This window comes from Streptomyces sp. NRRL B-24484, assembly GCF_000717715.1.
Classification (GTDB): Bacteria; Actinomycetota; Actinomycetes; order Streptomycetales; family Streptomycetaceae; genus Kitasatospora.
Genome location: NZ_JOAI01000002.1, coordinates 15,819 through 40,777, shown reverse-complemented (window position 1 = coordinate 40,777; position 24,959 = coordinate 15,819). Strand labels below are relative to the sequence as shown.

Here is a 24,959-nt window from a genome sequence, read left to right as displayed (position 1 = left end):
GTGTGGGCCGGCCGGCGGCGGTCGCGGCGCCGCGGGGGCGCCGCGCCCGCCGCCGGTCTACTGATTCTGCGTCAGCGCGGGCTCAGATCCGCTCAAGGACCTTCGCGAGCAGCGCGCCCATCCGCTCGGCGCTGGCCTTGCCGGCCTCCAGCACCTCTTCGTGGTTGAGCGGCTCGCCGGTGATGCCGGCGGCCAGGTTGGTCACCAGGGAGATGCCGAGCACCTCGGAGCCGGCCTCGCGGGCGGCGATGGCCTCCAGGGTGGTCGACATGCCGACCAGCTCGCCGCCGATCACCCGGGCCATGTTGACCTCGGCCGGGGTCTCGTAGTGCGGGCCGCGGAACTGCACGTAGACGGCCTCGTCGAGGGACGGGTCGACCTCGCGGCACAGGGTGCGCAGCCGCTTGGAGTAGAGGTCGGTGAGGTCGACGAAGTTGGCGCCGACGATCGGCGAGTCGGCGGTGAGGTTGATGTGGTCGCTGATCAGGACCGGCTGGCCCGGGGTCCAGCCCTCGCGCAGGCCGCCGCAGCCGTTGGTGAGGACGATGATCCCGCAGCCCGCCTCGGCGGCGGTGCGGACGCCGTGCACCACGGTGGCCACGCCGTGGCCCTCGTAGTAGTGGTTGCGGCCGAGGAAGATCAGGGCGCGCTTCTCGCCGATCTTCACGGAGCGGATCCGGCCGGCGTGCCCGGCGACGGCGGGGGCGGGGAAGCCCGGGAGGTCGGTGACCGGGAACTCGGCCACGGTCTCGCCCAGGGCGTCGGCGGCCGGCACCCAGCCGGAGCCCATCACGAGGGCGACGTCGTGGCGGTCGACGCCGGTCAGCTCGCGGAGGCGGTCGGCGGCGGCCCGGGCGGCGGCGTAGGGGTCGGCGGAGACGACCGACTGAGGAGATACGTTCACGCGTCCGAGGATAGACAAGATTCGCCTACGCGCGTAGACCATCCCGCCAAGACGCGCCGGATCGTTACCGGAATCATCCGGAAATACCGTGACAGGACGCCTGCGGACACCCCGGTCCGTCGGATCGCACGAGGCCGCGGGCCCGGTCGGCGTGCCCGTGCGGGCCGTCGTCGGGTCGCCGGAGCGCCCTCGCGGGCCCTCGGGGAGCCGTCCGGCAGGGGCGGCTCAGCAGGGGCGGCGGCGCAGCTCGCGCACGTAGTCGTCCGGGGCGCCGGCACTCTCCGCCGCGTCCGCGACCAGCCCCAGGTAGCGGGCGGCCGGAAGCCCGCCCTCGTAGTCGTTGAGCACGTACGTCCACACCGGGATGTCGCCGTCCAGGGTGTGCGCCCGCAGCCGGATCTTGCGGTAGATGCCGAGCTGCACGCCCTCCCAGCGGTCGAGCCCCTCCTCGTCCACCGGCGAGACGTCGTAGAGCGAGACGAAGACCTGCTCCTTTTCGTCCTCCACCACCGTCGCCAGCGAGCCCTCCCAGCCCAGCTGCTCGCCGCCGAAGGTCAGCCGCCAGCCGTCCAGCCAGCCGGTGCCGCGCAGCGGGGAGTGCGGGGCGCGCCGGGTCATCTGCCGGGCGTCGAGGTTCGTGGCGTACGCGGCGTAGAGCGACATGGGCGCCAGCCTACGGGAGAGCGCTGCCCCGGACGGGACGGGCGGACCCGCGGCGGCGCCGGCGCGGGCGCCGGCAGGGGGTGTCCGGCGGGCCGGGGCGGGAGGCAACGCCCCCGGCGTGGCTTTGGTTCCGGCATGCGGGAGAATGGTGCCCGTGACTCGGATCGTGATCATCGGTGGCGGACCCGGCGGATACGAGGCGGCCCTGGTGGCAGCCCAGCTCGGCGCGGAGGTGACCGTCGTCGACCGCGACGGCCTGGGCGGATCGGCGGTGCTGACGGACTGTGTGCCGTCCAAGACGCTGATCGCGACCGCCGAGGTGATGACGACCTTCGACAGCTCCTACGAGGAGCTCGGCATCATCGTCGCCGACGACACCCCGCCGCTGGCGCGGTCCGCCCGGGTGGTCGGCGTCGACCTCGGCAAGGTCAACCGACGGGTGAAGCGCCTCGCGATCGCCCAGTCCCACGACATCACCCAGGCCGTCACCCGGGCCGGCGTCACCGTGCTGCGCGGCAAGGGCCGGCTCGGCTCCGGCGGGCAGGCCGTGGACGGCTCCCGCGAGGTGGTCGTCGACCGCGAGGACGGCACCACCGAGACCGTGCGCGCCGACGCCGTGCTGATCGCCACCGGTGTGCACCCGCGCGAGCTGCCGGACGCCCAGCCGGACGGCGAGCGGATCCTCACCTGGACCCAGGTCTACGACCTCGACGAGCTGCCCCGCGAGCTGATCGTGGTCGGCTCCGGCGTGACCGGTGCCGAGTTCGCCGGTGCCTACCAGGCGCTCGGCTCCGACGTCACCCTGGTGTCCAGCCGCGACCGGGTGCTGCCGGGCGAGGACCCGGACGCGGCCGAGGTGCTGGAGGACGTCTTCCGCCGCCGCGGCATGAACGTGATGAGCCGCTCGCGCGCCGAGAGCGCCAAGCGGATCGGCGACAAGGTCGAGGTCACCCTCTCGGACGGCACCGTCATCGAGGGCACCCACTGCCTGATGGCGGTCGGCTCGATCCCCAACACCGCGGACATGGGCCTGGAGGAGGCCGGCGTCGCGCTGAACGACTGGGGCCAGATCAAGGTCGACCGGGTCTCCCGCACCACCGCCCCGGGCGTCTACGCGGCCGGCGACTGCACGGGCGTCTTCATGCTCGCCTCGGTCGCCGCCATGCAGGGCCGGATCGCGATGTACCACGCTCTCGGCGACGCGGTGCAGCCGCTCAATCTGAAGACCGTCGCCTCCAACGTCTTCACCGACCCGGAGATCGCCACCGTCGGCTACACCGCCGCGGACGTGGCCGGCGGCAAGATGGACGCCGTCGAGATCAAGCTGCCGCTGCGCGGCAACCCGCGGGCCAAGATGCAGGGCATCCGCGACGGCTTCGTGAAGCTGTTCTGCCGCCCCGGCACCGGCATCGTGGTCGGCGGCGTGGTCGTCGCGCCGCGCGCGAGCGAACTCATCCATTCGATCTCGCTCGCCGTGGACAACAACTTGACGGTCGAACAGGTGGCCGGCGCGTTCACCGTGTACCCGTCGCTGTCCGGCTCCACCGCGGAGGCCGCCCGTCAGCTGCACATCCGCAAGCGCGAGGGCTCGGACTCCTGATCCGCCGGACGCCCGGGGCGGCCGCCACGGCGGCCGCCCGCCGCGTTCCACCCGCGCGGAGGAGCGTGCACGGAGCCGCCCGCGGCGCGAATTGTACGGTCGCACGCCGCTCGTAGGTGAGCGTTTCCGGCTACTGGCTGCAAACGCCTGAAAGCAGACGGTCATTCAGGTTACCGTCGGTTCCGTGTTTGCTGCAGAACGTCGCCAGTTGATCCTCGAAATGGTGCGCGCCAACGGAGCGGTCTCGCTCCGGGAGTTGGCCCGCGTCGTCCAGACCTCCGAAGTCACCGTCCGCCGGGACGTCCGGGCCCTGGAGGCCGAAGGGCTGCTCGACCGCCGCCACGGCGGCGCGGTGCTCCCCGGAGGCTTCAGCCGGGAGCCCGGATACCCGCAGAAGACCCATCTCGCCGCGGCCGAGAAGAGCGCCATCGCCGACCTGGCCGCCGGCCTGGTCGAGGAGGGCGACGCCGTGGTCGTGGGCGCCGGCACCACCACCCAGGAGCTGGCCCGCCGGCTCGCCCGGGTGCCCGGCCTCACCGTGGTCACCAACTCGCTGCTGGTCGCCCAGGCGCTGGCGCACGCCAACCGCGTCGAGGTGGTGATGACCGGCGGCACCCTGCGCGGCTCCAACTACGCCCTGGTGGGCAGTGGCGCCGAGCAGTCGCTGGCCGGGCTGCGGGTGTCCAAGGCGTTCGTCTCCGGCAGCGGTCTGACCGCGGAGCGCGGCCTGTCCACCACCAACATGCTGTCCGCGAGCGTGGACCGCGCGCTGGTGCAGGCGGCGGCGGAGGTGATCGTCCTCGCCGACCACACCAAGCTCGGTGCCGACACCATGTTCCAGACGGTGCCGACGGAGGCCATCACCCGGCTGGTCACCGACGAGCAGTCCGCCGCCCAGGACCCGACCGCCCGGGAGCTGGACGCGCTCGCCGACTGCGGGGTGCAGATCTCGCTCGCCCCGCTCGGCACGCCGGCCGAGCCGACCGTCCACAGCGGCGGCCCGGCGCACCCGATGACGCCGCACCAGCCGCCGTCCGCCGGCGGCCCGCGGCGCACCGCACCTCCCGGCACCCCGCTGCCCGGCCAGCGCCGCCCCGGCCACGCCGGCCTGATGGCCCGCCAGCTGACCACCGGCAGGCCCTGAACCGGCCCGGAACGGCCGGAGGCCGGCCCGCACACCCGAGGGGTGCGGGCCGGCCTCCCGACGACCGACGCGGGGTCAGTTGTCCTTGATCTCGCAGAGCGCGGCGCCGCTGCTGACGCTCGCGCCGACCTCGGCCTTGAGGCCGACGATGGTGCCGGCCTTGTGGGCGTTGAGCGGCTGCTCCATCTTCATGGCCTCCAGGACGACGATCAGCTCGCCCTCCGCGACGACCTGGCCCTCCTCGACGGCGACCTTGACGATGGTGCCCTGCATCGGCGAGGCGAGGGTGTCGCCGCTGACCGCGGCGCCCGCCTTCTTGGCGCCGACGCGGCGCTTGGCGACCTTGGTGCCGGTCGCCGCCGGGGCGCTCGCGACGCCCAGCGAGGACGGCAGCGAGACCTCGATCCGCTTGCCGCCGACCTCGACGACGACGGTCTCGCGGCCCTCGGCCTCCTCGCCCTCGGCGCCGGCCCCGGCGAAGGGCGGGATGGTGTTCTGGAACTCGGTCTCGATCCAGCGGGTGTAGACCGAGAACGGCGCGTCGCTGCCGTGCACCTCGGGCGCGTACGCCGGGTCGACGACCACCGCGCGGTGGAACGGGATGGCGGTCGCCATACCCTCGACCTTGAACTCCTCCAGCGCGCGGGCGGCACGCTGCAGGGCCTGCTGCCGGGTGGCACCGGTGACGATCAGCTTGGCGAGCAGCGAGTCCCAGGCGGGGCCGATGACCGAGCCGGTCTCGACGCCGGCGTCCAGGCGGACGCCCGGGCCGGACGGCGGGGCGAACAGCGTGACCGTGCCCGGGGCGGGCAGGAAGTTGCGGCCCGGGTCCTCGCCGTTGATGCGGAACTCGATCGAGTGACCGCGGATCTCCGGGTCGTCGTAGCCGAGCTCCTCGCCGTCGGCGATCCGGAACATCTCGCGGACCAGGTCGATGCCGGTGACCTCCTCGGAGACCGGGTGCTCGACCTGCAGACGGGTGTTGACCTCCAGGAAGGAGATCAGACCGTCCTGGGAGACGAGGAACTCGCAGGTGCCGGCGCCGACGTAGCCCGCCTCGCGGAGGATGGCCTTGGAGGCGCGGTACAGCTCCGCGTTCTGCTCGTCGGTCAGGAACGGCGCGGGGGCCTCCTCGACCAGCTTCTGGTGGCGGCGCTGCAGCGAGCAGTCGCGGGTGGAGACGATCACCACGTTGCCGTGCTGGTCGGCCAGGCACTGGGTCTCGACGTGCCGCGGCTTGTCCAGGTACTGCTCGACGAAGCACTCGCCGCGACCGAAGGCGGCGACCGCCTCGCGGACGGCGGACTCGTACAGCTCGGGGATCTCCTCGAGCGTGCGGGCGACCTTCAGGCCGCGGCCGCCGCCGCCGTACGCCGCCTTGATGGCGACCGGCAGGCCGTGCTCGGTGGCGAACGCGACGACCTCGTCGGCACCGGAGACCGGCTCCGGCGTACCGGCGACCAGCGGGGCGCCGGCGCGCTGGGCGACGTGCCGCGCGGTGACCTTGTCACCGAGGTCGCGGATGGCCTGCGGCGGCGGGCCGATCCAGATCAGACCGGCCGCGATCACGGCCTCGGCGAAGTCGGCGTTCTCGGAGAGGAAGCCGTAACCGGGGTGGACGGCGTCCGCACCCGCGTCGGCGGCCGCCTTGAGCACCTTGGCGATGTCCAGGTAGCTGGTCGCGGGGGTGTCGCCGCCGAGCGCGTAGGCCTCGTCGGCCGCGCGGACGTGCAGCGCGTCCCGATCAGGCTCGGCGTAGACGGCGACGCTGGCGATACCGGCGTCCCGACACGCCCGGGCGACGCGGACAGCGATCTCTCCGCGGTTGGCGATGAGCACCTTGCGCACTGTGGCTCCCTTCTTGAACCTCGTTGAGTCTAGGGATCTGAGGGCACTACCGGCGAGTAGTCCCTGGTGGTGAGCTAGCCCACACGGAGCGTCACCCGATTTCGTGATCACGCGACCACGCAGCGGCAGACCCCGCTGGTAGAGACGCTACGCGTCGCGGTCCGTCGCGGCGCGCAGCGGCCCCGGGCCGTCGGTGCCGGCCCGTGGCCTTCGCCACACGGAGGTCAGGCCGCGGCCGTGGCGGCCGCCGGCGCCGGCCTGGCGGTCGCCTCGGCGGTGACCTCCGCGGCGAGCTCGACCACGTCCGGACCGTACGCCCCGGGGTTGACCACCTTCAGTACCACGACGAACGTGCTGTCCGCGCCGTGCCGCCGCGCCAGTGCGCGGTGGTTGGCCGCCAGGTAGCGGACCGCCGCGTGGTTGGACGTGGAGGTCTGACCGGATATCAGGAACACCGGCCGGTCGCCCGATCCGGCGTGCACCCTGGCCAGCAGGGCGTACACCGGCACGCCCTCCTGGACGGGCCGGGAGAGCGGGAACTCCTTGTCGCCCACCGTGATCGTCAGGTCGGTGTCCCCCGCGGCGGCGGACACCCCGGGCAGCCAGGACGCCAGGTGGGCGGCCGTCCGGTTGTTGCTGGACGGGCCGCCGAGGCAGAACTCCGCCTTGGCGCCGAGCCCCTGGCGCACCTGGTCGTGCGCCACGATCTCGGCCCGTGCCCCGCACTCGCGCACCAGGGCGGCGAGCTCCATCAGCGCGTACACGTCGTTGCGTGCGACGGCCGTGGAGGCGCGAGCCCCGGCGTCCCGGTTGACCACCAGGAGGCACTCGGTGCCCTCCGGCATGCCGAAGAACCGCTGGGTGCGCTCCAGCCGGCGCCTGCGGCGCACGGTCTGGGCGAGCCAGCCGATGCCCGCACTGATGGCCGACGCCACCAGTCCGAGCACCACGTTGAGGACGCTGTCGGTCATGTCCCCCGCTCCTTCCGGCCGACGGCTGCGTCAGCCTATCGGGGGACGGTACGGGGCCGGGCTGGCCCGCCGCGACAGTAGTTCGCCCCCGGTTCTGTCCGATTCCGCAGGGCACTGTTCGGAGCGGACCGTTCCGCTTCGCGTTGCCGCCGATGGGAACTGGTATGGACCATTGACGCCGCCTGCGGCTCCCCCTAGCGTGACGCCCCGTCGGGCGGCGGCCGGCCGCCCCGGACCCCGGGAGTCGATGTGATGCGGACCACCACGGCGGTACGGCTCGCGACCGTGCTGACGGCGGCTGCGGCGCTGGCGGGCTGCTCCTCCGGCGGCGGCGCGCCCGGGCCCGCGGCCGCGAGCGCCCCGGACGGGTACGGCTGCCTCACCGCGGAGCAGGCCGCCAAGGGTTCGGTCACCGTCGACGGGCTCGCGCCGGTGCGGGCCTACTTCCGCGACTCCGACGCCGGCGGCGCGAGGACCGCCGTCGTCCTCTCGCACCAGAACGGCGGCAGCCTCTGCGACTGGATCCCCTACCTGGACGCCTTCACCGGGGCCGGCTACGCGGTGCTGCCCTACACCGCCAACGGGAACGTCTCGGACAACATCCAGCAGGTCGCCGGCTACCTGAAGACGAAGGGCGTCGCCGGGCTGGTGCTGGTCGGCGCGTCCAAGGGCGGCACCGGCTCGATCGTCGCCGGCTCGCTGCCGGACCTCGCGCTGCCGCCCGCCGCGGTGGTCTCGCTGAGCTCGGCGGAGTCCTTCGGCGGCGACAGCGCGAGCAGCGCAGTCAAGCGGCTCACCGTGCCCGTGCTGTTCGCCGCCGAGCAGGGCGACCAGCCCTTCGCCGACTACGCGCACGCCCTGCACGACACGGCCGCGGCGAAGGACAAGCAGCTCAAGATCTACCCGGGCGCCCACCACGGGGCCCCGCTGCTCTCCGACGGCGCACTGCCCGACGTGCTGGCCTTCCTGGCCCGCACCGCGCCGCCGAAGGGCTGACGGCGGCCGGCGGGGGCCGGCGCGCGGGGTCTCAGACCCAGAGGTCGGTGATCCGCACGCCCAGATCGGCCAGCAGGCGGCGCAGCAGCGGCAGCGACAGGCCGATCACGTTGCCCGGGTCGCCGTCGATGCCCTCCACGAAGGGCGCCGAGCGGCCGTCCAGGGTGAACGCCCCGGCCACGTGCAGGGGTTCGCCGGAGGCGATGTAGGCGGCGACCTCCTCGTCGTCCGGGGTGCCGAAGCGCACCGTGGTCGAGGCGGTCGCCGAGGACTGCCGGCCGGTCGCCGTGTCGACGACGCAGTGGCCGGTCTGCAGCACGCCCGCCCGCCCGCGCATCGACCGCCAGCGCTCCAGTGCCTCGGCGGCGTCCGCGGGCTTGCCGAGCGCCTGCCCGTCGAGCTCCAGCACCGAGTCGCAGCCGATCACCAGCTCGCCGCCGCAGAGGCCGGCGGCCACCGTCTTGGCCTTCGCCTCGGCGAGCACCAGGGCGAGTTCGGCGGGGGTGGCGGCGGTCAGGGCGTCCTCGTCGACCCCGCTGACCCGGACCTGCGGGTCGAGGCCGGCCTGGCGGAGCAGCCCGAGCCGGGCCGGGGACGCGGAGGCGAGGACGAGGGTGCGGCGATCGGTCATGGCGCCCAGCCTAGGGGGTGTCGGCAGGGCGACGGGGCGCGCGGCCCTGAGCCCGTCCCGTGTGCCGGAGGGCCGCTACCGCACCAGCAGCACGGCCGCGACGAAGCCGAGGACCGCCAGCAGCAGGCCGGCGCGGCGGAGCATCCGCTGCGCCCTCCGCGCTTCGGGGGAGGGCTCGTCGCGGGGATCTGACCAGAGCACCTCACCAGCCTGCGCCGGAGCCGCGGACGGCGCCTGAGTACGCGTACTCAAACCCTCCGGCCCCGTCCGGAACCCTTGACGCGCGGCCCGGGCGGCCCTCCAATGGTCCGGACGACTTGTCGCGTTCATGATCCGTGCGGGCGGAGAACGCGGCAGCGCCGCCAGGTCAGGGACTCCCCGGGCGCCCACCGGCGTCCGGCTTCCGCAGGTTCCAGCCGAGGAGACGTACCGTGTCCCGTTCGTCCGTCAGATCAGAGGCCGTCCGCCCCTATGCGGTGGCCTTGTTCCGCGTCGTCACCGGCCTGTTGTTCACGGCCCACGGCGCCGCCTCGCTGTTCGGCGTCCCGGCCGCCGGCCGGGGCGGCGGCACCGTCGAGGCCTGGTCCTGGCCCGGCTGGTACGCCGCGGTCATCCAGCTCGTCGGCGGCGCCCTGGTGCTGGTCGGGCTCGCCACCCGGGCCGCCGCCGTCGTCTGCTCCGGCTCGATGGCCTACGCGTACTTCTCCGTGCACCAGGAGCACGCGCTCTGGCCGATGCAGAACGGCGGCGAGCCGGCCGCGCTGTTCGCCTGGGTGTTCCTGCTGATCGCGGTGATCGGCCCGGGGGCGGTGGCGCTGGACGGCCTGCTCGGCCGCCGGCCGGTCGCCACGGGCTGACCGGCCCGCCGCAGCACCCGGACCGCGGACCGCAGACCGCGGAACGCAGAACGGCCCGGTGCGCCGCCCCGCGAAGGGGGCGGTGCACCGGGCCGTCCGGCGGCTCGGTCGCTAGCGGGCCCAGCCGGACGTCCGCCAGGCGGCGGGGCCGGGGGCCGGCAGGGTGCGCATCTTCCGCGCGTGGTCGCGCCACGGGGAGACCGGGCCGCCGGCCCGGCCGGCCGCCTCGGCGGCGGCCTGAGCGGCGGCGGCCCGGGATTGGACCACCGCCAGGACGGTGGCCAGCTCCTCGGGGGTCGGCTGTCCGTGCAGCACCTGGATGGGGGCCATGGGTCGATCCTCTCCCGGAACGGACTACAGCGGAATGTTGCCGTGCTTCTTCGGCGGCAGCGTCTCCCGCTTGCCGCGCAGCGCCCGCAGTCCGCGGACGATGTGCCGGCGGGTCTCGCTCGGCGCGATGACCGCGTCCACGTAGCCGCGTTCGGCGGCCAGGTACGGGTTGAGCAGGGTGTCCTCGTACTCGGCGACCAGCTCGGCGCGGCGGGCGTCGACGTCCTCGCCCGCCTTGGCGGCCTCGGCCAGCTCGCGGCGGTAGACGATGTTGGCCGCGCCCTGGGCGCCCATGACGGCGATCTGGGCGGTCGGCCAGGCCAGGTTGAGGTCGGCGCCGAGGTGCTTGGAGCCCATGACGTCGTAGGCGCCGCCGAAGGCCTTGCGGGTGATCACGGTGATCAGCGGCACGGTGGCCTCGGCGTAGGCGTAGATCAGCTTGGCGCCGCGGCGGATGATGCCGTCCCACTCCTGGCCGGTGCCGGGCAGGAAGCCGGGCACGTCGACGAAGGTCAGCACCGGGATGTTGAAGCTGTCGCAGGTCCGCACGAAGCGGGCCGCCTTCTCGCTGGCGGCGATGTCCAGGCAGCCGGCCAGGTCCATCGGCTGGTTGCCGACGATGCCGACCGGGTGGCCCTCGACCCGGCCGAAGCCGGTGATGATGTTGCCGGCGAACAGCGGCTGGGTCTCCAGGAACTCGCCGTCGTCCAGGACGTGCTCGATCACCTTGTGCATGTCGTACGGCTGGTTCGCCGAGTCCGGCACGATGGTGTCGAGTTCGAGGTCCTCGTCGGTGATCGAGAGGTCGGCCTGCTCGGGGTAGGCCGGCGGGTCCGAGAGGTTGTTGGAGGGCAGGTACGACAGCAGGTTCTTGACGTACTCGATCGCCTCCTTCTCGTCCGCGGCCAGGTAGTGCGCGTTGCCCGACTTGGTGTTGTGGGTGCGGGCGCCGCCCAGCTCCTCCATGCCGACGTCCTCGCCGGTGACCGTCTTGATGACGTCCGGGCCGGTGATGAACATGTGCGAGGTCTGGTCGGCCATCACCACGAAGTCGGTGATCGCGGGGGAGTACACCGCGCCACCGGCGCAGGGGCCCATGATCAGCGAGATCTGCGGGACGACGCCCGAGGCGTGCACGTTGCGGCGGAAGATCTCGCCGTACAGGCCGAGCGAGACCACGCCCTCCTGGATCCGGGCGCCGCCGGAGTCGTTGATGCCGATGACCGGGCAGCCGGTCTTCAGCGCGAAGTCCATGACCTTGACGATCTTCTCGCCGAACACCTCGCCGAGGGAGCCGCCGAAGACGGTGAAGTCCTGCGCGAAGACGGCGACCTGACGGCCGTCGATCGTGCCGTAGCCGGTCACCACGCCGTCGCCGTACGGCCGGTTCTTCTCCTGGCCGAAGTTGGTCGAGCGGTGCCGGGCGAACTCGTCGAACTCGACGAACGAGTCCTCGTCCAGCAGCTCCACCACCCGCTCACGCGCCGTCAGCTTGCCCTTGGCGTGCTGCTTCTCGACGGCCGCGGCGGAGCCGGAGTGCACCGCCTCGTCGATCCTGCGCCGCAGGTCGGCGAGTTTCCCGGCGGTGGTGTGGGGGTCGTACGGCGCCTCGGTCATTGAGGTGGCTCTCCCTGGTCCTTGGCCGCTCCCGGAGCCGACGACGGCACGAGGGCAGGGCGGCACTGCGACTACCGCCAAGTAGCGTAGCCAGCCGCGCGCGAATCGTGTTATGGCCAGCGACACAGTGTGTCGGCCCGCCCTTCTGCGGCACGATGGGACGGCCTGTGGCCGGGGCGCCCGGACGGCCCCGCGCGCACCCCCGGACGGCCCCCGCGCCCCCTGCGCCGCAACGGGCGCCGCGCGGCCCCGTCGGTAGGCTGGCCAGGTGACCGACGCCGATCAGCCCGAGCCCACCCGTCCCCGCCGCAGCGGCCTGCGCGGCCTCGGCCAGAGCGCCGGACCCTCCCCCTGGACGGACCTGGAGCGCCCCCCGCTGGACACCGCGGCCCTCCGCCGCGACCTTGTCGTCCCCGGCGGCCTGTGGACCTCGTTCGACGTCGTCACCGAGACCGGCTCCACCAACACCGACCTCGCCGCCCGGGCCCGGTCCGGCGCCGCCGAGGGCGCCGTGCTCGTCGCCGAGGCCCAGAACGCCGGCCGCGGCCGGATGGAGCGCCGCTGGAGCGCCCCGCCGCGTTCCGGCCTCTTCCTGTCGATGCTGCTGCGCCCCACCGGCGTCCCGGTCGAGCGGTACGGCTGGCTGCCGATCCTGGTCGGCGTCGCCGCGGCCGCGACCGTCGCCAGGATCACCGAACTCGACACCGGCCTCAAGTGGCCGAACGACCTGCAGGTGACCGTCGGCGGCGAGGAGCGCAAGATCGGCGGCATCCTCACCGAGCTCTCCGGCGGCGCCGTCGTCGCCGGACTCGGCATCAACGTCTCGCTGCGCGCCGAGGAGCTCCCGGTGCCCACCGCCTCCTCGCTCGCCCTCGCCGGCGGCACCGTCACCGACCGGCAGACCCTGCTGCGCGGCCTGCTGCGCGAGTTCGCCGAGCTCTACGGCGAGTGGCGGGCCGCGGCCGGCGACCCGCACGCGAGCGGCCTGCTGCCCGCGTACACCGCCCGCTGCACCACGCTCGGCCGCCCCGTCCGGGTGCAGCTGCCGGGCGAGCGCGAACTCGCGGGCGAGGCCGTCGCGGTGGACGGCGACGGGCGGCTGGTCGTCCGCACCCCGGACGGCACCCGGCACCCGGTCGCCGCCGGGGACGTGGTGCACGTCCGCCCGGAGCGTCCGGACTCCGCCTGATCCGGACGGATGCCCCGGATCGCGGGATTCCGTGCGAACATTCCACCTGGCAGCGGTGTGAGGCGCGCCACTACCCCCGGGTGGTCGGCCGCCCTTGACAGGCAGGACAAGAGGAAGTGCGGCGACCGCACGGGGATGGACCGGTGGCAGGCGAGGAATCGGGCGACGGCAACGGCGGCCACGGCACGGGCGGGGCGGGCGAGCGCACCGTCGCGCTGGACCTGGAACGGCTGATCCTCGACGCCCCGCGCAAGTACACCCCGTACCAGGCCGCCCGCGCGGCCGACGTCCCGATGGAACTCGCCACACGGTTCTGGCGGGCGATGGGCTTTCCCGACATCGGCCAGTCCCGGGCGCTCACCGACAACGACGTGATCGCCCTGCGCCGCCTCGCCGGCCTCATCGAGTCCGGGCTGCTCAGCGAGCCGATGGCGATCCAGGTCGCCCGCTCCACCGGCCAGACCACCTCCCGGCTGGCCGGCTGGCAGATGGACACCTTCCTGGAGAACCTCACCCAGGCCGTCGAGCCCGGCCTCACCCGTGCCGAGGTCGCCTACCCGCTCACCGAGCTGCTGCTGCCCGAGCTCGAACAGTTCCTGGTGTACGTCTGGCGCCGCCAGCTCGCCGCCGTCACCGGCCGCGTGGTGCACGCCGCCGAGGACAACGAGATCACCAGCGGCCGGCTCGCCGTCGGCTTCGCCGACCTGGTCGGCTTCACCCGGCTCTCCCGCCGGCTGGAGGAGGAGGAACTCGGCTCGCTCGTCGAGACCTTCGAGACCACCTGCTCCGACCTCATCGCCGGCCAGGGCGGCCGGGTGGTCAAGACCCTCGGCGACGAGATCCTCTACGTCACCGAGGACCCGGCGGTCGCCACCGAGATCGCCCTCAGCCTGGTGGAGGCACTCGCCAAGGAGGACACCATGCCCGCGCTGCGGGTCGGCATGGCCTTCGGCACCGTCACCTCCCGGATGGGCGACGTCTTCGGCACCACCGTCAACCTGGCCAGCCGGCTCACCTCGATCGCCCCGCGGGACGCGGTCCTCGTCGACGGCGAGTTCGCCACCGCGCTGGAGCAGACCGGCGCCGTCCCGCCGCACGTGCCGGACGACCCGGCGGGCCGGCAGGCCGAGGGCGGCTTCCCCTTCCACCTGCAGCCGATGTGGCGGCGCCCCGTCCGCGGCCTCGGCCTGGTCGAGCCCTGGCTGCTCACCCGGAGCCACGACCCGGAGTGACCGCGGGCCGCCGCCTGCCGCGAACCGCCGCGATTTCACCTTGACAAATCGGGCAATGCCTTACCAAATCGCCATAATCTTGGTCCAGGATGGATGCGCACCAGGGCGGACCAAGGGACGAGGCGATCCGGTTGAGCGGTGAGGCGGACAGCACGGCGGACGGCGCCGGCCGACCCCCTGCCACCCCGGACGTGCGGCTGCGCGCGGTCGTCGAACTCGCCCACGACATGGCCGGGGCGCTGACCCCGCTGGAGGCCGTCCGGGCCGCCGCCGTCCGCGCCACCGCAGCACTGGAGGCCACCATGGCCGCCGTCTCGGTCTGGGACCGCGAGTCCGGCCGGCTCCGGGTGCTCGCCAACTACGGCGAACTCGCCGCCGGCGAGGAGGAGTTCCCCGAGGACGAGTCCTACCCGGTGGCCGACTTCCCGGAGATCGTCACCTACCTCGACGAGCACTGGACGACCGGCCGGCTGCCCCGCGCCTGGGTCCAGACCGCCGAGGACACCGACCCCGGCCCCGCGCCGGACCACCCGGCCGCCGGAGCCTTCTGCCTGCAGCGCGCCGCCGGACTGCGCCGGCGCGGCCGCGAGTGCTGCCTGGTCGCCCCGATCGTCCTGCACGGCCAGGCCTGGGGAGAGCTCTACCTCGCCCGCACCGCCGGCCGGCCGGTCTTCGACGAGGGCGACGTCGACTACGCCACCCTGCTCGCCGCCCAGATCTCCGCCGGCCTCTCGCAGACCGAGCGCCTCGCCGACCTGCGCCGGCTCGCCTTCACCGACCCGCTCACCGGCCTCGCCAACCGGCGCGCCGTCGACGCCCGGCTGGAGGGCGCACTGCAGGCCCACAACCGCGACAACACCGTCGTCAGCCTGGTCGTCTGCGACGTCAACGGCCTCAAGCGGGTCAACGACCAGCTCGGCCACGAGATGGGCGACCGGCTGCTGGAACGGTTCGCCCACCAGCTGTCGCTCTGCGCCGCCAAACTGCCCGGCAGCCTCGCAGCCCGGCTCGGCGGCGACGAGTTCTGCCTGCTCGTCGAGGGCCAGAAGGCCGACGAGGTGGTCGCCGTCGCCGAGGACCTCTGCGCCCGCGCCCTGCAGCTCACCGAGGGCGAGGGCGTCGCCTGCGGCGTCGCCTCCACCGGCGACTCGATCGGTCCGGTCTCCACCGCCGACCGGCTCTTCCGGCTCGCCGACGCGGCCCAGTACCGCGCCAAGGCCTCCCGGGCCGCCCACCCCGTGGTGGCCGGCCGCAGCCACGGCCCCGGCTTCTCGCCCGACCCGACCGTGCTGCTCGCCGACGCCGCCGACCCGCACCACCGGGCCGACGGCCGGCGCGGCGGCCCCGGCCAGCGCGGCAACGGCGACCGGCGGCGCTTCCGCGGCGCCGCCCGCAGCGCCGACCCCGGCCAGCTGCTCACCACCGTGCTCGCGGCGCTCGACCAGAACGAGGTCCACCGCACCAGCCACCCCGCCGACACCCTGGCCCGGCTGGTCACCGTCGCGGAGACCTCCGCCCGGTTGCTCGACGCCGTCGCCTGGTGGGTCTCCTACGTGCCGCCCGGCTCGCACCTGATGCGCACCGCGCAGCACGCCGTGTACCGGATGACCAGCGGCCCGAGCAGCACCGGCGCCGCCACCCAGCGGGCCCAGATCGAGGCCCCGGACGCCGTGTTCGACCTCCGGCACTACCCGCTCACCCGGCGGGCCGCCCGCGGCGGCGGCTTCGCCCTGCGGGCCGGGGCCGCGGGCAACGACCCGTCCGAGGAGGCCGTGATGGTGGTCAGCGGCTACAAGGGGATGGTCGCCGCGGGCGGCCCCAACCCGGCCGGCGGCTGGCTGGTCGAACTCTTCGCCGACGACACCACCCTGCCGCTCGGCCAGATCGCCGCCGCCCTGCGCGCCCTGGTCGCCGTCGCCCTCTCCGGCCCGACCTCCCCACCGCCGGACTGACGCCCGCTTCCAAGGCGGCGCTCGGGGCAGCCCCAGGGGCGCGGGGAACCGCGCGATTCGGATGCGGGCCACCGTGCACGCGAGGGCTGAGCCGGATCCGTCCGGAGCGCCGCTCCCCGATTGCGCAGTTCTCCCCCAGCCCTCCCCCAGCCTTCGGCCGGGAGGTGCCCCCACGCGCCCCCGGGGCGCTGCCTGCCCTCGGGGGAGTGGAATCGCTGCGGCGGGGCATCCGACGGGGGCGGCTGCGACGGGGCCGCACGGGGTACGTCACAGCTGGGCCACAGGGGCCGCGCGGGGGCTGTGCCCCGTGGGCCGCGGCTGCGACAGTGGCCGCACAGCATCGGGGGACCTGGGAGGGACCATGCGCACCAAGTTGGCGGGGGCACTGCTCGCACTGGCACTGGCGGTCGGCGGTTCGGCGCTCGCCGGCGGCGAGGCCGCGGCGGCGACGCCCCGCACCGCACCCGCGGCGGCCGTCCAGCAGGCCCCGGCCCAGGCGCCCGCCCAGGCGCCGACGCAGGCCCGGGCACTCGGTCAGGCGGCGGCGCCCGCCCTCGCCCCGGCGGCGTCCAAGCAGAAGACCAACGTGGCGAAGTCCAAGTCGAAGTCGAAGTCCAAGAAGAAGAAGAGCTTCTTCGGCACCGTCGTGGGCATCGTGATCGGCGTCGTGATCCTCGGCATCGTGCTGATCGTCATCGTCGTCGTCGTGATGGCGATGCGCCGCAGGAGCTGACGGAGCGCCGGGTGGCGGTCCGTCAGCCGGTCGCCACCCGCTCCGCACCGGTGTACACGTTGGCGCTCTCGCCGCGCAGGAATCCCACCAGCGTCAGGCCCAGCTCCTCGGCGAGCTCGACCGCGAGCGAGGACGGCGCCGACACCGCGGCCAGCAGCGGGACGCCCGCCAGCGCCGCCTTCTGGGTCAGCTCGAACGAGGCCCGCCCGCTCACCAGCAGCACGTGCCCGGTGAGCGGCAGCCGGCCCTCGCGCAGGGCCCAGCCGACCACCTTGTCCACCGCGTTGTGCCGTCCGACGTCCTCGCGGGCGCAGAGCAGCCTGCCCCCGGCGTCGAAGAGCCCGGCCGCGTGCAGCCCGCCGGTGGAGTCGAACGCCCGCTGCGCCGCGCGGAGCCGCTCCGGCAGGGCGTAGAGCAGGGCGGGGGTGACCCGCAGCGGGTCCCGGTCGACCGGCCAGCGGCTGTGCGTGCGCACCGCCTCCACGGTGTCCCGGCCGCAGAGTCCGCAGGCGCTGGTGGTGAGCAGGTTGCGGTGCCCGGAGAGCGGGGCCGCGTCGCCGCGCACCGCCGCGTCCACCACGTTGTAGCTGTTGACGCCCTCGTCGTCGGTGCCCGCGCAGTAGCGCAGGGCGGCCAGCTGCTCGGTGCGGTGGACGACGCCCTCGCCGACCAGGAAGCCCGCGACCAGGTCGAAGTCGTGGCCCGGGGTGCGCATGGTGACGGTCAGCGGCTCGCCGCCGAGCCGTATCTCCAGCGGCTCCTCGGCCGCCAGCGCGTCCGGACGCACGCCCGTCTCGCTGCCGCGCAGCCGGACCACCCGGCGCCGTACCGTCGCCCGTGCCATCGACCCTCCGCATCCCGTGTCCGCTGTACCCAGCCTGCGGCACCGCCCCGTCCGGACGGAAATCCTGGCCGCGGTCGGTCCCCGGTGGCAGCAGAACACGTTCCGGCCAGCGGTTGTCAGATTCTCATTCACCTGATCTCATTGTGCATATGGATATGCACGGTGCTGTGGCCCCCGACGCGCCACTGGTCCAGGTCGGCAAGGCCGACGTCACTGCCGAGGACGTCCTCGCCGTCGCCCGGGGCAACGCCCGGGTCGAGATCGGCCCGGACGCGCTCGCCGAGATGGCCGGCGCCCGCGCCCGGATCGACGCCCTCGCGGCCGAGCCGCGCCCGGTCTACGGCGTCTCCACCGGCTTCGGCGCCCTCGCCGTCCGGCACATCAGCCCCGAGCTGCGCGCCCAGCTGCAGCGCTCCCTGGTGCGCTCGCACGCCGCCGGCATGGGCCCGGTGGTCGAGCGCGAGGTCGTCCGCGCCCTGGTCTTCCTGCGCATGAAGACCCTCGCCTCCGGCCGCACCGGCGTCCGCCCGCTGGTCGCCGAGACCATGGCCGCCCTGCTCAACGCCGGCATCACCCCCGCCGTCCGCGAGTTCGGCTCGCTCGGCTGCTCCGGCGACCTCGCCCCGCTCTCGCACTGCGCCCTGGTGCTGATGGGCGAGGGCACCGCCTTCGGCCCCGACGGCGTGGAGAAGGACGCCGCCGAGCTGCTCGCCGCCGCCGGCATCGAGCCCGTCGAGCTGCTGGAGAAGGAGGGCCTCGCCCTCATCAACGGCACCGACGGCATGCTCGGCATGCTGGTCATGGCCATCGCCGACCTGCAGAAGCTCTTCACCACCGCGGACATCACCGCCGCGATGAGCCTGGAGGCACTGCTCGGCACCGACAGGGTGCTCGCGCCCGAGCTGCACGCCCCGATCCGCCCGCACCCCGGCCAGGCGCTCTCCGCCGCCAACATGCTGGCCGTGCTCAGCGGCTCCGGCCTGACCGGCCACCACCAGGACGACGCCCCGCGCGTCCAGGACGCCTACTCGATCCGCTGCGCCCCGCAGGTCGCCGGCGCCGGCCGCGACACCGTCGCGCACGCCCGCACCGTCGCCGAGCGCGAGCTCGCCGCCTCCGTCGACAACCCGGTGGTGCTGCCGGACGGCCGGGTCGAGTCCAACGGCAACTTCCACGGCGCCCCGGTCGCCTACGTGCTGGACTTCCTCGCCATCGCCGCCGCGGACCTCGGCTCGATCTCCGAGCGCCGCACCGACCGGCTGCTCGACAAGGCCCGTTCGCACGGCCTGCCGGCCTTCCTCGCCGACGACCCGGGCGTGGACTCCGGCCTGATGATCGCCCAGTACACCCAGGCCGCCCTGGTCAGCGAGAACAAGCGGCTCGCCGTCCCGGCCTCGGTGGACTCCATCCCGTCCTCCGCGATGCAGGAGGACCACGTGTCGATGGGCTGGTCGGCCGCGCGCAAGCTGCGCCAGACCGTCGCCAACCTGACCCGGGTGCTGGCCGTGGAGCTGGTCGCCGCCGGCCGGGCGCTGGAGATCCGCGCCGAGGGCGGCAGCGGCCCGCTCGCCCCGGCCACCGCCGCCGCGATCGCCGCGGCCCGCGAGGCCGGTGTCGGCGGCCCCGGCCGGGACCGCTTCCTCTCGCCCGACCTGGAGGCCGCCGCCGCGCTGGTCGCCTCCGGCGCGCTGGTCACCGCGGTCGAGCGGGTCACCGGCCCGCTGGCCTGACGCCCCGACGGGACGGCCGGTCTCAGTACCGGCCGTCCCGCCGCCGCTCCCGGATCCGGCCGGCCCGCGCGGAGGAGATGTTGATGCCGACGATGCCCGCCCAGCAGACGATCAGGCCGGGCAGCCGGGCGCTCTCGGCGGCGATCGCGGACAGCGGGATGCCCATCACCAGCGAGAGCACCTGCACCTTGAACTGCGGGTTCCCGGGCCGTCGCACCGGCTCGGCGGCACCGAGGCGCTCGGTCACGCGCTGCTCGACCCGGGCGTCGAGCCGCTCGTCCAGGCGCGCGAGGAAGGAGTCGACGATCTCCGCCTCGTACTCCTTGCCGAGCTCCTTGCGGGTCTGCACGGCGGCGTCGAGGTCACGCGCGAGGTCGTCCTTCGAGAGGTCCATGGCCTCAGCCTGGCCGCGCCCGGGGGCCGGGGTCCACCGCCGGAGCGCGATTTCGGGGACGGGTCAGGGCCGTCTCGGGGTGACCCCGGGGACGACCCCGACCCCGGGGCCGGCCGCGGGGACCGTCCCGACCCGCGAAACACCGTTGCCCACATGCCAGGACTGCGCGACAGTCGTCCCAGCCGCCGTCGCCAACGGTGCGCACCGCTCACGAGCCCGGAGGAACCGCCGATGACAGCCCTGGACGAGACCGGCACCGCGGGCCCCTCGGCCCGACTCCTCCAGCTGTTCGAGGGCCACCGGCTCACCCCCACCCAGCGCCGGATCGCGCACTCCCTCGTCCGGCACGCCACCGAGGCGCCGTTCCTGTCCAGCGTCGAGGTGGCCGAGCTGGCCGGGGTCAGCCAGCCCTCGGTGACCCGCTTCGCGGTCGCCCTCGGCTACGACGGCTACCCGGCGCTGCGCAAGCAGCTGCGCGAGCTCGGCGCGGGGGAGTCCGCGCCGTCCGCGGAGACCCCCGCGGACGCCGTCCGCAACGAGCACCAGCTGGCGGTGCTGGCCGAGATCGAGCACCTGCGCCACCTCGCCGAGCTGCTCGCCGACCCGGAGCCGATCGTCCGCGCCGCCCGGCTGCTCGCCGCCTCCCGGCCGCTGCCGGTGCTCGGCCTGCGCGCCGCCTCGGCCCAGGCGCACGGCTTCGCCTACTTCGCCTCCAAGGTGCACCCGGACGTCCGGCTGCTGGACGAGGGCGGCTCGATGCTGGCCGACCGGATCGAGCAGGCCGCCTCGGCCGGCGCCACCGCCCTGGCCTGCTTCGCCCTGCCCCGCTACCCGCGGGAGCTGATGGAGGCCCTGATCACCGCCCGGGACTGCGGGCTGACGGTGGTGACGGTCGCCGACAGCGCCTTCGCGCCGGTCGCCAGGCTCTCCGACCTGATGCTGCCCGCCGCGGTCGGCACCGGCCTGGTCTTCGACACCGCCTGCGCACCGATGATGCTCGGCCGGGTGCTGCTGCAGACCATGTGCGACGAGATCCCCGGCGCCGAGGCCCGACTGGAGGCCATCGAGCAGTCGGCGACGGCGCGCGGGCTGTTCCTGGAGTAGCCGCGGTCCCGTCTCCGTCTCCCGCCCGTCTCCCGGCGTGCGCAGGTGCACGGGGGCACCCGGCGGCGCGCGACGTGCAACTGTGCGCGTTTCGACGGGTTGGCGCCCGCCCGGGAGCGGGCATCCCCCAGACAGGGCCCGGTCGCGGGCCGGACGGGGGTGAACGGGATGCGAGTGATCCACCAGATGACACCGACCGCGCGGCTGGCCGACGGGGCCGACGAGTGGTCCTGTCCGACCTGCGGCCGGCGGATCGTGCTGCGCCGCCCGCCGGACCCGGGCATCACCGTGCTGGACGCGGGCGACGAGTCCGCCGTGCACATCGGGATCACCGAGCCGACCGCCGCCGAGCGGGCCGCCGCGGAGGCCGCCGAGCGGTACGGGCTGGGCCCCGTCCAGGAGATCCCGCGGCCGCCCGCCCGGGAGTCGCGGGAGACCGGCGGGGGCGAGCGCGGCCGGGAGCCGGCCGCCCTCGACGACCGGGACCGCGCCTGGCTGGCCGAGATCGGCATCGACTGGGAGGGCGGCGCGGCCGCCTGAGCCGGTCGGACGCGGCGGGAATAGCCGCCGCGGCGGGGTCGTTCAGCCCCATGTAGTTGAAAGCTGAACGATCTGGGGAGTGAGAGCCATGCAGTTCGGGATCTTCACCGTGGGCGACGTCACCGAGGACCCGACCACCGGCCGCACACCGAGCGAGCACGAGCGGATCAAGGCCATGGTCGCGATCGCGCTGAAGGCCGAGGAGGTGGGCCTGGACGTCTTCGCGACCGGCGAGCACCACAACCCGCCGTTCGTGCCGTCCTCGCCGACCACCATGCTGGGCCACATCGCGGCCCGCACCGACCGGCTGATCCTCTCCACTTCGACCACGCTGATCACCACCAACGACCCGGTGAAGATCGCCGAGGACTTCGCGATGCTCCAGCACCTGGCCGACGGCCGGGTCGACCTGATGCTCGGCCGCGGCAACACCGGCCCGGTCTACCCGTGGTTCGGCCAGGACATCCGCCAGGGCATCCCGCTCGCGATCGAGAACTACGCGCTGCTGCACGAGCTGTGGCGCAAGGACGTGGTCGACTGGCAGGGCCGCTTCCGCACCCCGTTGCAGGGCTTCACCTCGACCCCGCGCCCGCTGGACGGCGTCCCGCCGTTCGTCTGGCACGGCTCGATCCGCAGCCCCGAGATCGCCGAGCAGGCCGCGTACTACGGAGACGGCTTCTTCGCCAACAACATCTTCTGGCCGAAGGAGCACTTCCAGCGCCTGGTCGACCTGTACCGCGAGCGGTACGCGCACTACGGCCACGGCACCGCGGAGCAGGCCGTCGTCGGCCTCGGCGGGCAGGTCTTCCTGCGCCGCAACTCGCAGGACGCGGTGCGCGAGTTCCGCCCGTACTTCGACAACGCCCCGGTCTACGGGCACGGCCCGTCGATGGAGGAGTTCACCGAGCAGACCCCGCTGACCGTCGGCAGCCCGCAGCAGGTGATCGACAAGACGCTCACCTTCCGCGAGTCCTTCGGCGACTACCAGCGCCAGCTCTTCCTGGTCGACCACGCCGGCCTGCCGCTGAAGACGGTGCTGGAGCAGCTGGACCTGCTCGGCGAAGAGGTGATCCCGGTGCTGCGCAAGGAGTTCGCCTCCGGCCGCCCGGCCTCCGTGCCGGACGCCCCCACCCACGCCTCGCTGCTCGCGCAGCGGGAGGCCGCCGAGACCGCCGACAACACCCCCGAGGAGGCCCGATGACCGCCCCGCTCAAGCTGGTCGCCGTGTCGGCCGGCCTGTCCGTCCCCTCGTCCACCCGGCTGCTCGCCGACCGCCTGGCCGGCGCCGTCCGGACGGCGCTGGAGGGCCGGCGGGAGGTCGAGGTCGAGGTGGTCGAACTGCGCGGCCTCGCCCGGCCGATCGCCGACCACCTCGTGACCGGCTTCCCCGGCCCGGAGCTGCGGGCCGCCCTGGAGTCGGTGGAGGCCGCGGACGGCCTGATCGCCGTCACGCCGGTCTTCAGCGCCTCGTACAGCGGCCTGTTCAAGTCCTTCTTCGACGTGCTCGACCGGGAGGCGCTGACCGGCACCCCGGTGCTGATCGCCGCGACCGGCGGCACCGCCCGGCACTCGCTGGCCCTGGAGCACGCGCTGCGGCCGCTCTTCGCCCACCTGCGGGCGGTCGTGGTGCCGACCGCGGTGTTCGCGGCCTCCGAGGACTGGGGTCCGGGCGGCGACGCCGAGGGGCTCGGTCCGCGGATCGCCCGGGCCGGCGGCGAACTCGCCGACCTGCTGGCCGTCCGCCCGCCCCGGCCCCGGGCCGAGCCCGAGGTGGTGCCCTTCGCGCAGCAGCTGGCGGCGCTGCGCGCGGGCTGACGGCACGATCCACGGCGGGCGGCGGGGCCTCACGGCCCGGCCGCCCGCCGTCGTGTCCCGGGGGCGTGCCGCCGCGCGGGGCGGGACGGATCCTGGTCCGATTGGTGCTGAGGTCTGGCTTCCGAGTGGATGACTGGATATATTCAGTCTCGGTAAGCCTGAATGAATTCATCCGCAAGGAGGCCGGAGGCATGGTGGACCAGGTGAGCGGCCCGCGCGAGGTGCGCGCGGCACGGGGGACGCAGCTGACCGCACAGGGCTGGCAGCAGGAGGCCGCCCTGCGGATGCTCATGAACAACCTCGACCCGGAGGTCGCCGAGCACCCGTCGAAGCTCGTCGTCTACGGCGGCACGGGCAAGGCGGCCCGCGACTGGCGCTCCTACGACGCCATGGTCCGCACCCTGCAGAACCTCAAGCAGGACGAGACCATGCTGGTGCAGTCCGGCCGGCCGGTCGGCGTCATGCAGACCCACGAGTGGGCGCCGCGCGTTCTGATCGCCAACTCCAACCTGGTCGGCGACTGGGCGAACTGGGAGGAGTTCCGGCGCCTGGAGTCGCTCGGCCTCACCATGTACGGCCAGATGACCGCCGGCTCCTGGATCTACATCGGCACCCAGGGCATCCTCCAGGGCACCTACGAGACCTTCGCGGCCGTCGCCGACAAGAAGTTCAACGGCACCCTCGAAGGCACCATCACCCTGACCGCCGGCCTCGGCGGCATGGGCGGCGCCCAGCCGCTCGCCGTCACCATGAACGGCGGCGTCGCGATCTGCATCGACTGCGACCCCTCCCGGATCGCCCGCCGGATCGAGCACCGCTACCTGGACGTCGAGGCATCGAGCCTCGCCCACGCCCTCGAACTCGCCACCGCCGCCCGGGACAAGAAGCAGCCGCTCTCCATCGGCCTGCTCGGCAACGCCGCCGAACTCGTCCCGCAGCTGCTCGCGATGGACGCCCCGATCGACATCGTCACCGACCAGACCAGCGCCCACGACCCGCTGAGCTACCTGCCGGTCGGCGTCGCCTTCGACGACATGGCCACCTACGCCGCGGAGAAGCCCGCCGAGTTCACCGAGCGCTCGCGCGAGTCGATGGCCAGGCACGTCGAGGCCATGGTCGGCTTCCAGGACCGCGGCGCCGAGGTCTTCGACTACGGCAACTCGATCCGCGGCGAGGCCCAGCTCGCCGGCTACGACCGGGCGTTCGCCTTCCCCGGCTTCGTCCCGGCCTACATCCGCCCGCTGTTCTGCGAGGGCAAGGGCCCGTTCCGCTGGGCCGCGCTCTCCGGCGACCCGCAGGACATCGCCAAGACCGACAAGGCCGTCCTCGACCTCTTCCCGGAGAACGAGTCGCTGCACCGCTGGATCAAGATGGCCCAGGAGAAGGTCCACTTCCAAGGCCTCCCGGCGCGCATCTGCTGGCTCGGCTACGGCGAGCGCGACAAGGCCGGCGAGCGCTTCAACGACATGGTCGCCTCCGGCGAGCTGTCCGCGCCGATCGTCATCGGCCGCGACCACCTCGACTGCGGCTCCGTCGCCTCCCCGTACCGCGAGACCGAGTCCATGCTCGACGGCTCCGACGCCATCGCCGACTGGCCGCTGCTCAACGCCATGGTCAACGTCGCCTCCGGCGCCTCCTGGGTCTCCATCCACCACGGCGGCGGCGTCGGCATCGGCCGCTCGATCCACGCCGGCCAGGTCACCGTCGCCGACGGCACCGCCCTCGCCGGCGAGAAGATCCGCCGGGTGCTCACCAACGACCCGGGCATGGGCGTCATCCGGCACGTCGACGCCGGCTACGACCGTGCCGTCGAGGTCGCCGGCGAGCGGGGCGTGCGCGTCCCGATGGGCGAGCTGTGACCGACA

Annotated in this window: 24 protein-coding genes; 14 read left to right on the top strand and 10 right to left on the bottom strand. The window is 74.1% G+C overall.

The window, feature by feature from the left end; all coding sequences use genetic code 11:
- Positions 1–82 precede the first annotated feature (82 nt).
- The gene (locus IE98_RS0102215; RefSeq protein ID WP_030263124.1) at positions 83–904 is read right to left on the bottom strand and encodes a purine-nucleoside phosphorylase; all 822 of its coding nucleotides are present in this window, start codon (positions 902–904) and stop codon (positions 83–85) included.
- A 225-nt stretch (positions 905–1,129) separates the two neighbouring features.
- Positions 1,130–1,567, bottom strand: coding sequence for a gamma-glutamylcyclotransferase (locus IE98_RS0102210; protein ID WP_030263121.1), 438 nt, complete (start codon positions 1,565–1,567; stop codon positions 1,130–1,132).
- A gap of 145 nt (positions 1,568–1,712) precedes the next feature.
- Here IE98_RS0102210 and IE98_RS0102205 point away from each other — a divergent pair, with 145 nt between their 5' ends.
- Together IE98_RS0102205 and IE98_RS0102200 are read left to right on the top strand one after the other, a co-directional pair.
- Positions 1,713–3,167, top strand: a complete 1,455-nt coding sequence (locus IE98_RS0102205) for an NAD(P)H-quinone dehydrogenase (protein WP_030263119.1) — start codon at positions 1,713–1,715, stop codon at positions 3,165–3,167.
- A 220-nt stretch (positions 3,168–3,387) separates the two neighbouring features.
- Positions 3,388–4,311: a DeoR/GlpR family DNA-binding transcription regulator gene (locus IE98_RS0102200; protein WP_052390032.1), complete on the top strand. Its 924-nt coding sequence runs from the start codon at positions 3,388–3,390 to the stop codon at positions 4,309–4,311.
- 75 nt (positions 4,312–4,386) lie between these two features.
- On the opposite strand, the gene IE98_RS0102195 is transcribed toward IE98_RS0102200, so the two are convergent.
- The gene (locus IE98_RS0102195) at positions 4,387–6,159 is read right to left on the bottom strand and encodes an acetyl/propionyl/methylcrotonyl-CoA carboxylase subunit alpha (protein ID WP_030263115.1); all 1,773 of its coding nucleotides are present in this window, start codon (positions 6,157–6,159) and stop codon (positions 4,387–4,389) included.
- A 224-nt stretch (positions 6,160–6,383) separates the two neighbouring features.
- Entirely contained in the window at positions 6,384–7,130 is a 747-nt protein-coding gene (locus IE98_RS0102190; RefSeq protein WP_030263112.1) for a hypothetical protein, read from the bottom strand.
- A gap of 252 nt (positions 7,131–7,382) precedes the next feature.
- Here IE98_RS0102190 and IE98_RS0102185 point away from each other — a divergent pair, with 252 nt between their 5' ends.
- Positions 7,383–8,126, top strand: a complete 744-nt coding sequence (locus tag IE98_RS0102185) for an alpha/beta fold hydrolase (RefSeq protein WP_030263110.1) — start codon at positions 7,383–7,385, stop codon at positions 8,124–8,126.
- A 31-nt stretch (positions 8,127–8,157) separates the two neighbouring features.
- Here IE98_RS0102185 and IE98_RS0102180 read toward each other — a convergent pair whose 3' ends face one another.
- Positions 8,158–8,757, bottom strand: coding sequence for a nucleoside triphosphate pyrophosphatase (locus tag IE98_RS0102180; protein WP_030263108.1), 600 nt, complete (start codon positions 8,755–8,757; stop codon positions 8,158–8,160).
- 75 nt (positions 8,758–8,832) lie between these two features.
- Positions 8,833–8,958 (bottom strand): morphogenic membrane protein MmpB, encoded by a 126-nt coding sequence (gene mmpB / locus IE98_RS51830; RefSeq protein ID WP_263105079.1) that lies wholly within the window; start codon positions 8,956–8,958, stop codon positions 8,833–8,835.
- Between the two features lie 230 nt (positions 8,959–9,188).
- Between mmpB and IE98_RS0102170 the strand changes: the two genes are divergently transcribed.
- The gene (locus IE98_RS0102170; RefSeq protein WP_030263106.1) at positions 9,189–9,614 is read left to right on the top strand and encodes a DoxX family protein; all 426 of its coding nucleotides are present in this window, start codon (positions 9,189–9,191) and stop codon (positions 9,612–9,614) included.
- Between the two features lie 111 nt (positions 9,615–9,725).
- Here IE98_RS0102170 and IE98_RS0102165 read toward each other — a convergent pair whose 3' ends face one another.
- The gene (locus IE98_RS0102165) at positions 9,726–9,944 is read right to left on the bottom strand and encodes an acyl-CoA carboxylase subunit epsilon (protein WP_030263104.1); all 219 of its coding nucleotides are present in this window, start codon (positions 9,942–9,944) and stop codon (positions 9,726–9,728) included.
- A gap of 24 nt (positions 9,945–9,968) precedes the next feature.
- Positions 9,969–11,561 (bottom strand): acyl-CoA carboxylase subunit beta, encoded by a 1,593-nt coding sequence (locus tag IE98_RS0102160; RefSeq protein WP_030263103.1) that lies wholly within the window; start codon positions 11,559–11,561, stop codon positions 9,969–9,971.
- Positions 11,562–11,877: 316 nt separating this feature from the next.
- Here IE98_RS0102160 and IE98_RS0102155 point away from each other — a divergent pair, with 316 nt between their 5' ends.
- From IE98_RS0102155 to IE98_RS44170, 4 genes are all read left to right on the top strand, one after another.
- A complete protein-coding gene (locus tag IE98_RS0102155) occupies positions 11,878–12,750 on the top strand; it encodes a biotin--[acetyl-CoA-carboxylase] ligase (protein ID WP_030263100.1) in 873 nt (290 codons plus the stop codon).
- A gap of 143 nt (positions 12,751–12,893) precedes the next feature.
- Positions 12,894–13,982: an adenylate/guanylate cyclase domain-containing protein gene (locus tag IE98_RS0102150; RefSeq protein WP_030263098.1), complete on the top strand. Its 1,089-nt coding sequence runs from the start codon at positions 12,894–12,896 to the stop codon at positions 13,980–13,982.
- An 89-nt stretch (positions 13,983–14,071) separates the two neighbouring features.
- A complete protein-coding gene (locus tag IE98_RS41915; RefSeq protein ID WP_234443378.1) occupies positions 14,072–15,934 on the top strand; it encodes a sensor domain-containing diguanylate cyclase in 1,863 nt (620 codons plus the stop codon).
- Between the two features lie 361 nt (positions 15,935–16,295).
- A complete protein-coding gene (locus tag IE98_RS44170; RefSeq protein WP_052390030.1) occupies positions 16,296–16,667 on the top strand; it encodes a hypothetical protein in 372 nt (123 codons plus the stop codon).
- 22 nt (positions 16,668–16,689) lie between these two features.
- Here IE98_RS44170 and fdhD read toward each other — a convergent pair whose 3' ends face one another.
- Positions 16,690–17,511 carry a formate dehydrogenase accessory sulfurtransferase FdhD gene (gene fdhD, locus IE98_RS0102135; protein WP_030263094.1) on the bottom strand — a complete coding sequence of 274 codons (822 nt, stop codon included), beginning with the start codon at positions 17,509–17,511 and terminating at the stop codon, positions 16,690–16,692.
- A 155-nt stretch (positions 17,512–17,666) separates the two neighbouring features.
- Between fdhD and hutH the strand changes: the two genes are divergently transcribed.
- A complete protein-coding gene (hutH, locus tag IE98_RS0102130) occupies positions 17,667–19,241 on the top strand; it encodes a histidine ammonia-lyase (RefSeq protein ID WP_030263092.1) in 1,575 nt (524 codons plus the stop codon).
- A gap of 22 nt (positions 19,242–19,263) precedes the next feature.
- Here hutH and IE98_RS0102125 read toward each other — a convergent pair whose 3' ends face one another.
- Positions 19,264–19,635, bottom strand: coding sequence for a hypothetical protein (locus tag IE98_RS0102125; RefSeq protein ID WP_030263090.1), 372 nt, complete (start codon positions 19,633–19,635; stop codon positions 19,264–19,266).
- 231 nt (positions 19,636–19,866) lie between these two features.
- Between IE98_RS0102125 and IE98_RS0102120 the strand changes: the two genes are divergently transcribed.
- The 5 genes from IE98_RS0102120 (at position 19,867) to hutU (ending at position 24,953) form a co-directional block, all read left to right on the top strand.
- Positions 19,867–20,739 carry a MurR/RpiR family transcriptional regulator gene (locus IE98_RS0102120; protein WP_030263088.1) on the top strand — a complete coding sequence of 291 codons (873 nt, stop codon included), beginning with the start codon at positions 19,867–19,869 and terminating at the stop codon, positions 20,737–20,739.
- Between the two features lie 186 nt (positions 20,740–20,925).
- Positions 20,926–21,279, top strand: coding sequence for a hypothetical protein (locus tag IE98_RS41905; RefSeq protein WP_159400808.1), 354 nt, complete (start codon positions 20,926–20,928; stop codon positions 21,277–21,279).
- An 88-nt stretch (positions 21,280–21,367) separates the two neighbouring features.
- Entirely contained in the window at positions 21,368–22,480 is a 1,113-nt protein-coding gene (locus tag IE98_RS0102110) for an LLM class flavin-dependent oxidoreductase (RefSeq protein WP_030263086.1), read from the top strand.
- Entirely contained in the window at positions 22,477–23,094 is a 618-nt protein-coding gene (locus IE98_RS0102105) for an FMN reductase (RefSeq protein WP_030263084.1), read from the top strand. Before IE98_RS0102110 ends, IE98_RS0102105 begins: the two co-directional genes overlap by 4 nt.
- A gap of 203 nt (positions 23,095–23,297) precedes the next feature.
- Complete coding sequence (gene hutU / locus IE98_RS0102100; RefSeq protein ID WP_030263081.1) at positions 23,298–24,953, top strand: urocanate hydratase; 1,656 nt, start codon at positions 23,298–23,300, stop codon at positions 24,951–24,953.
- Positions 24,954–24,959: the final 6 nt, after the last annotated feature.

Bases quoted from the DNA above. Each gene is read 5' to 3' on its own strand.
- IE98_RS0102210 (WP_030263121.1), bottom strand. From the start codon at position 1,567: ATGTCGCTCTACGCCGCGTACGCCACGAACCTCGACGCCCGGCAGATG.
- IE98_RS0102205 (WP_030263119.1), top strand. From the start codon at position 1,713: ATGGTGCCCGTGACTCGGATCGTGATCATCGGTGGCGGACCCGGCGGA.
- IE98_RS0102200 (WP_052390032.1), top strand. From the start codon at position 3,388: ATGGTGCGCGCCAACGGAGCGGTCTCGCTCCGGGAGTTGGCCCGCGTC.
- IE98_RS0102190 (WP_030263112.1), bottom strand. From the start codon at position 7,130: ATGACCGACAGCGTCCTCAACGTGGTGCTCGGACTGGTGGCGTCGGCC.
- IE98_RS0102185 (WP_030263110.1), top strand. From the start codon at position 7,383: ATGCGGACCACCACGGCGGTACGGCTCGCGACCGTGCTGACGGCGGCT.
- IE98_RS0102180 (WP_030263108.1), bottom strand. From the start codon at position 8,757: ATGACCGATCGCCGCACCCTCGTCCTCGCCTCCGCGTCCCCGGCCCGG.
- IE98_RS0102165 (WP_030263104.1), bottom strand. From the start codon at position 9,944: ATGGCCCCCATCCAGGTGCTGCACGGACAGCCGACCCCCGAGGAGCTG.
- IE98_RS0102160 (WP_030263103.1), bottom strand. From the start codon at position 11,561: ATGACCGAGGCGCCGTACGACCCCCACACCACCGCCGGGAAACTCGCC.
- IE98_RS41915 (WP_234443378.1), top strand. From the start codon at position 14,072: ATGGATGCGCACCAGGGCGGACCAAGGGACGAGGCGATCCGGTTGAGC.
- IE98_RS44170 (WP_052390030.1), top strand. From the start codon at position 16,296: ATGCGCACCAAGTTGGCGGGGGCACTGCTCGCACTGGCACTGGCGGTC.
- fdhD (WP_030263094.1), bottom strand. From the start codon at position 17,511: ATGGCACGGGCGACGGTACGGCGCCGGGTGGTCCGGCTGCGCGGCAGC.
- hutH (WP_030263092.1), top strand. From the start codon at position 17,667: ATGCACGGTGCTGTGGCCCCCGACGCGCCACTGGTCCAGGTCGGCAAG.
- IE98_RS0102125 (WP_030263090.1), bottom strand. From the start codon at position 19,635: ATGGACCTCTCGAAGGACGACCTCGCGCGTGACCTCGACGCCGCCGTG.
- IE98_RS0102120 (WP_030263088.1), top strand. From the start codon at position 19,867: ATGACAGCCCTGGACGAGACCGGCACCGCGGGCCCCTCGGCCCGACTC.
- IE98_RS41905 (WP_159400808.1), top strand. From the start codon at position 20,926: ATGACACCGACCGCGCGGCTGGCCGACGGGGCCGACGAGTGGTCCTGT.
- IE98_RS0102110 (WP_030263086.1), top strand. From the start codon at position 21,368: ATGCAGTTCGGGATCTTCACCGTGGGCGACGTCACCGAGGACCCGACC.
- IE98_RS0102105 (WP_030263084.1), top strand. From the start codon at position 22,477: ATGACCGCCCCGCTCAAGCTGGTCGCCGTGTCGGCCGGCCTGTCCGTC.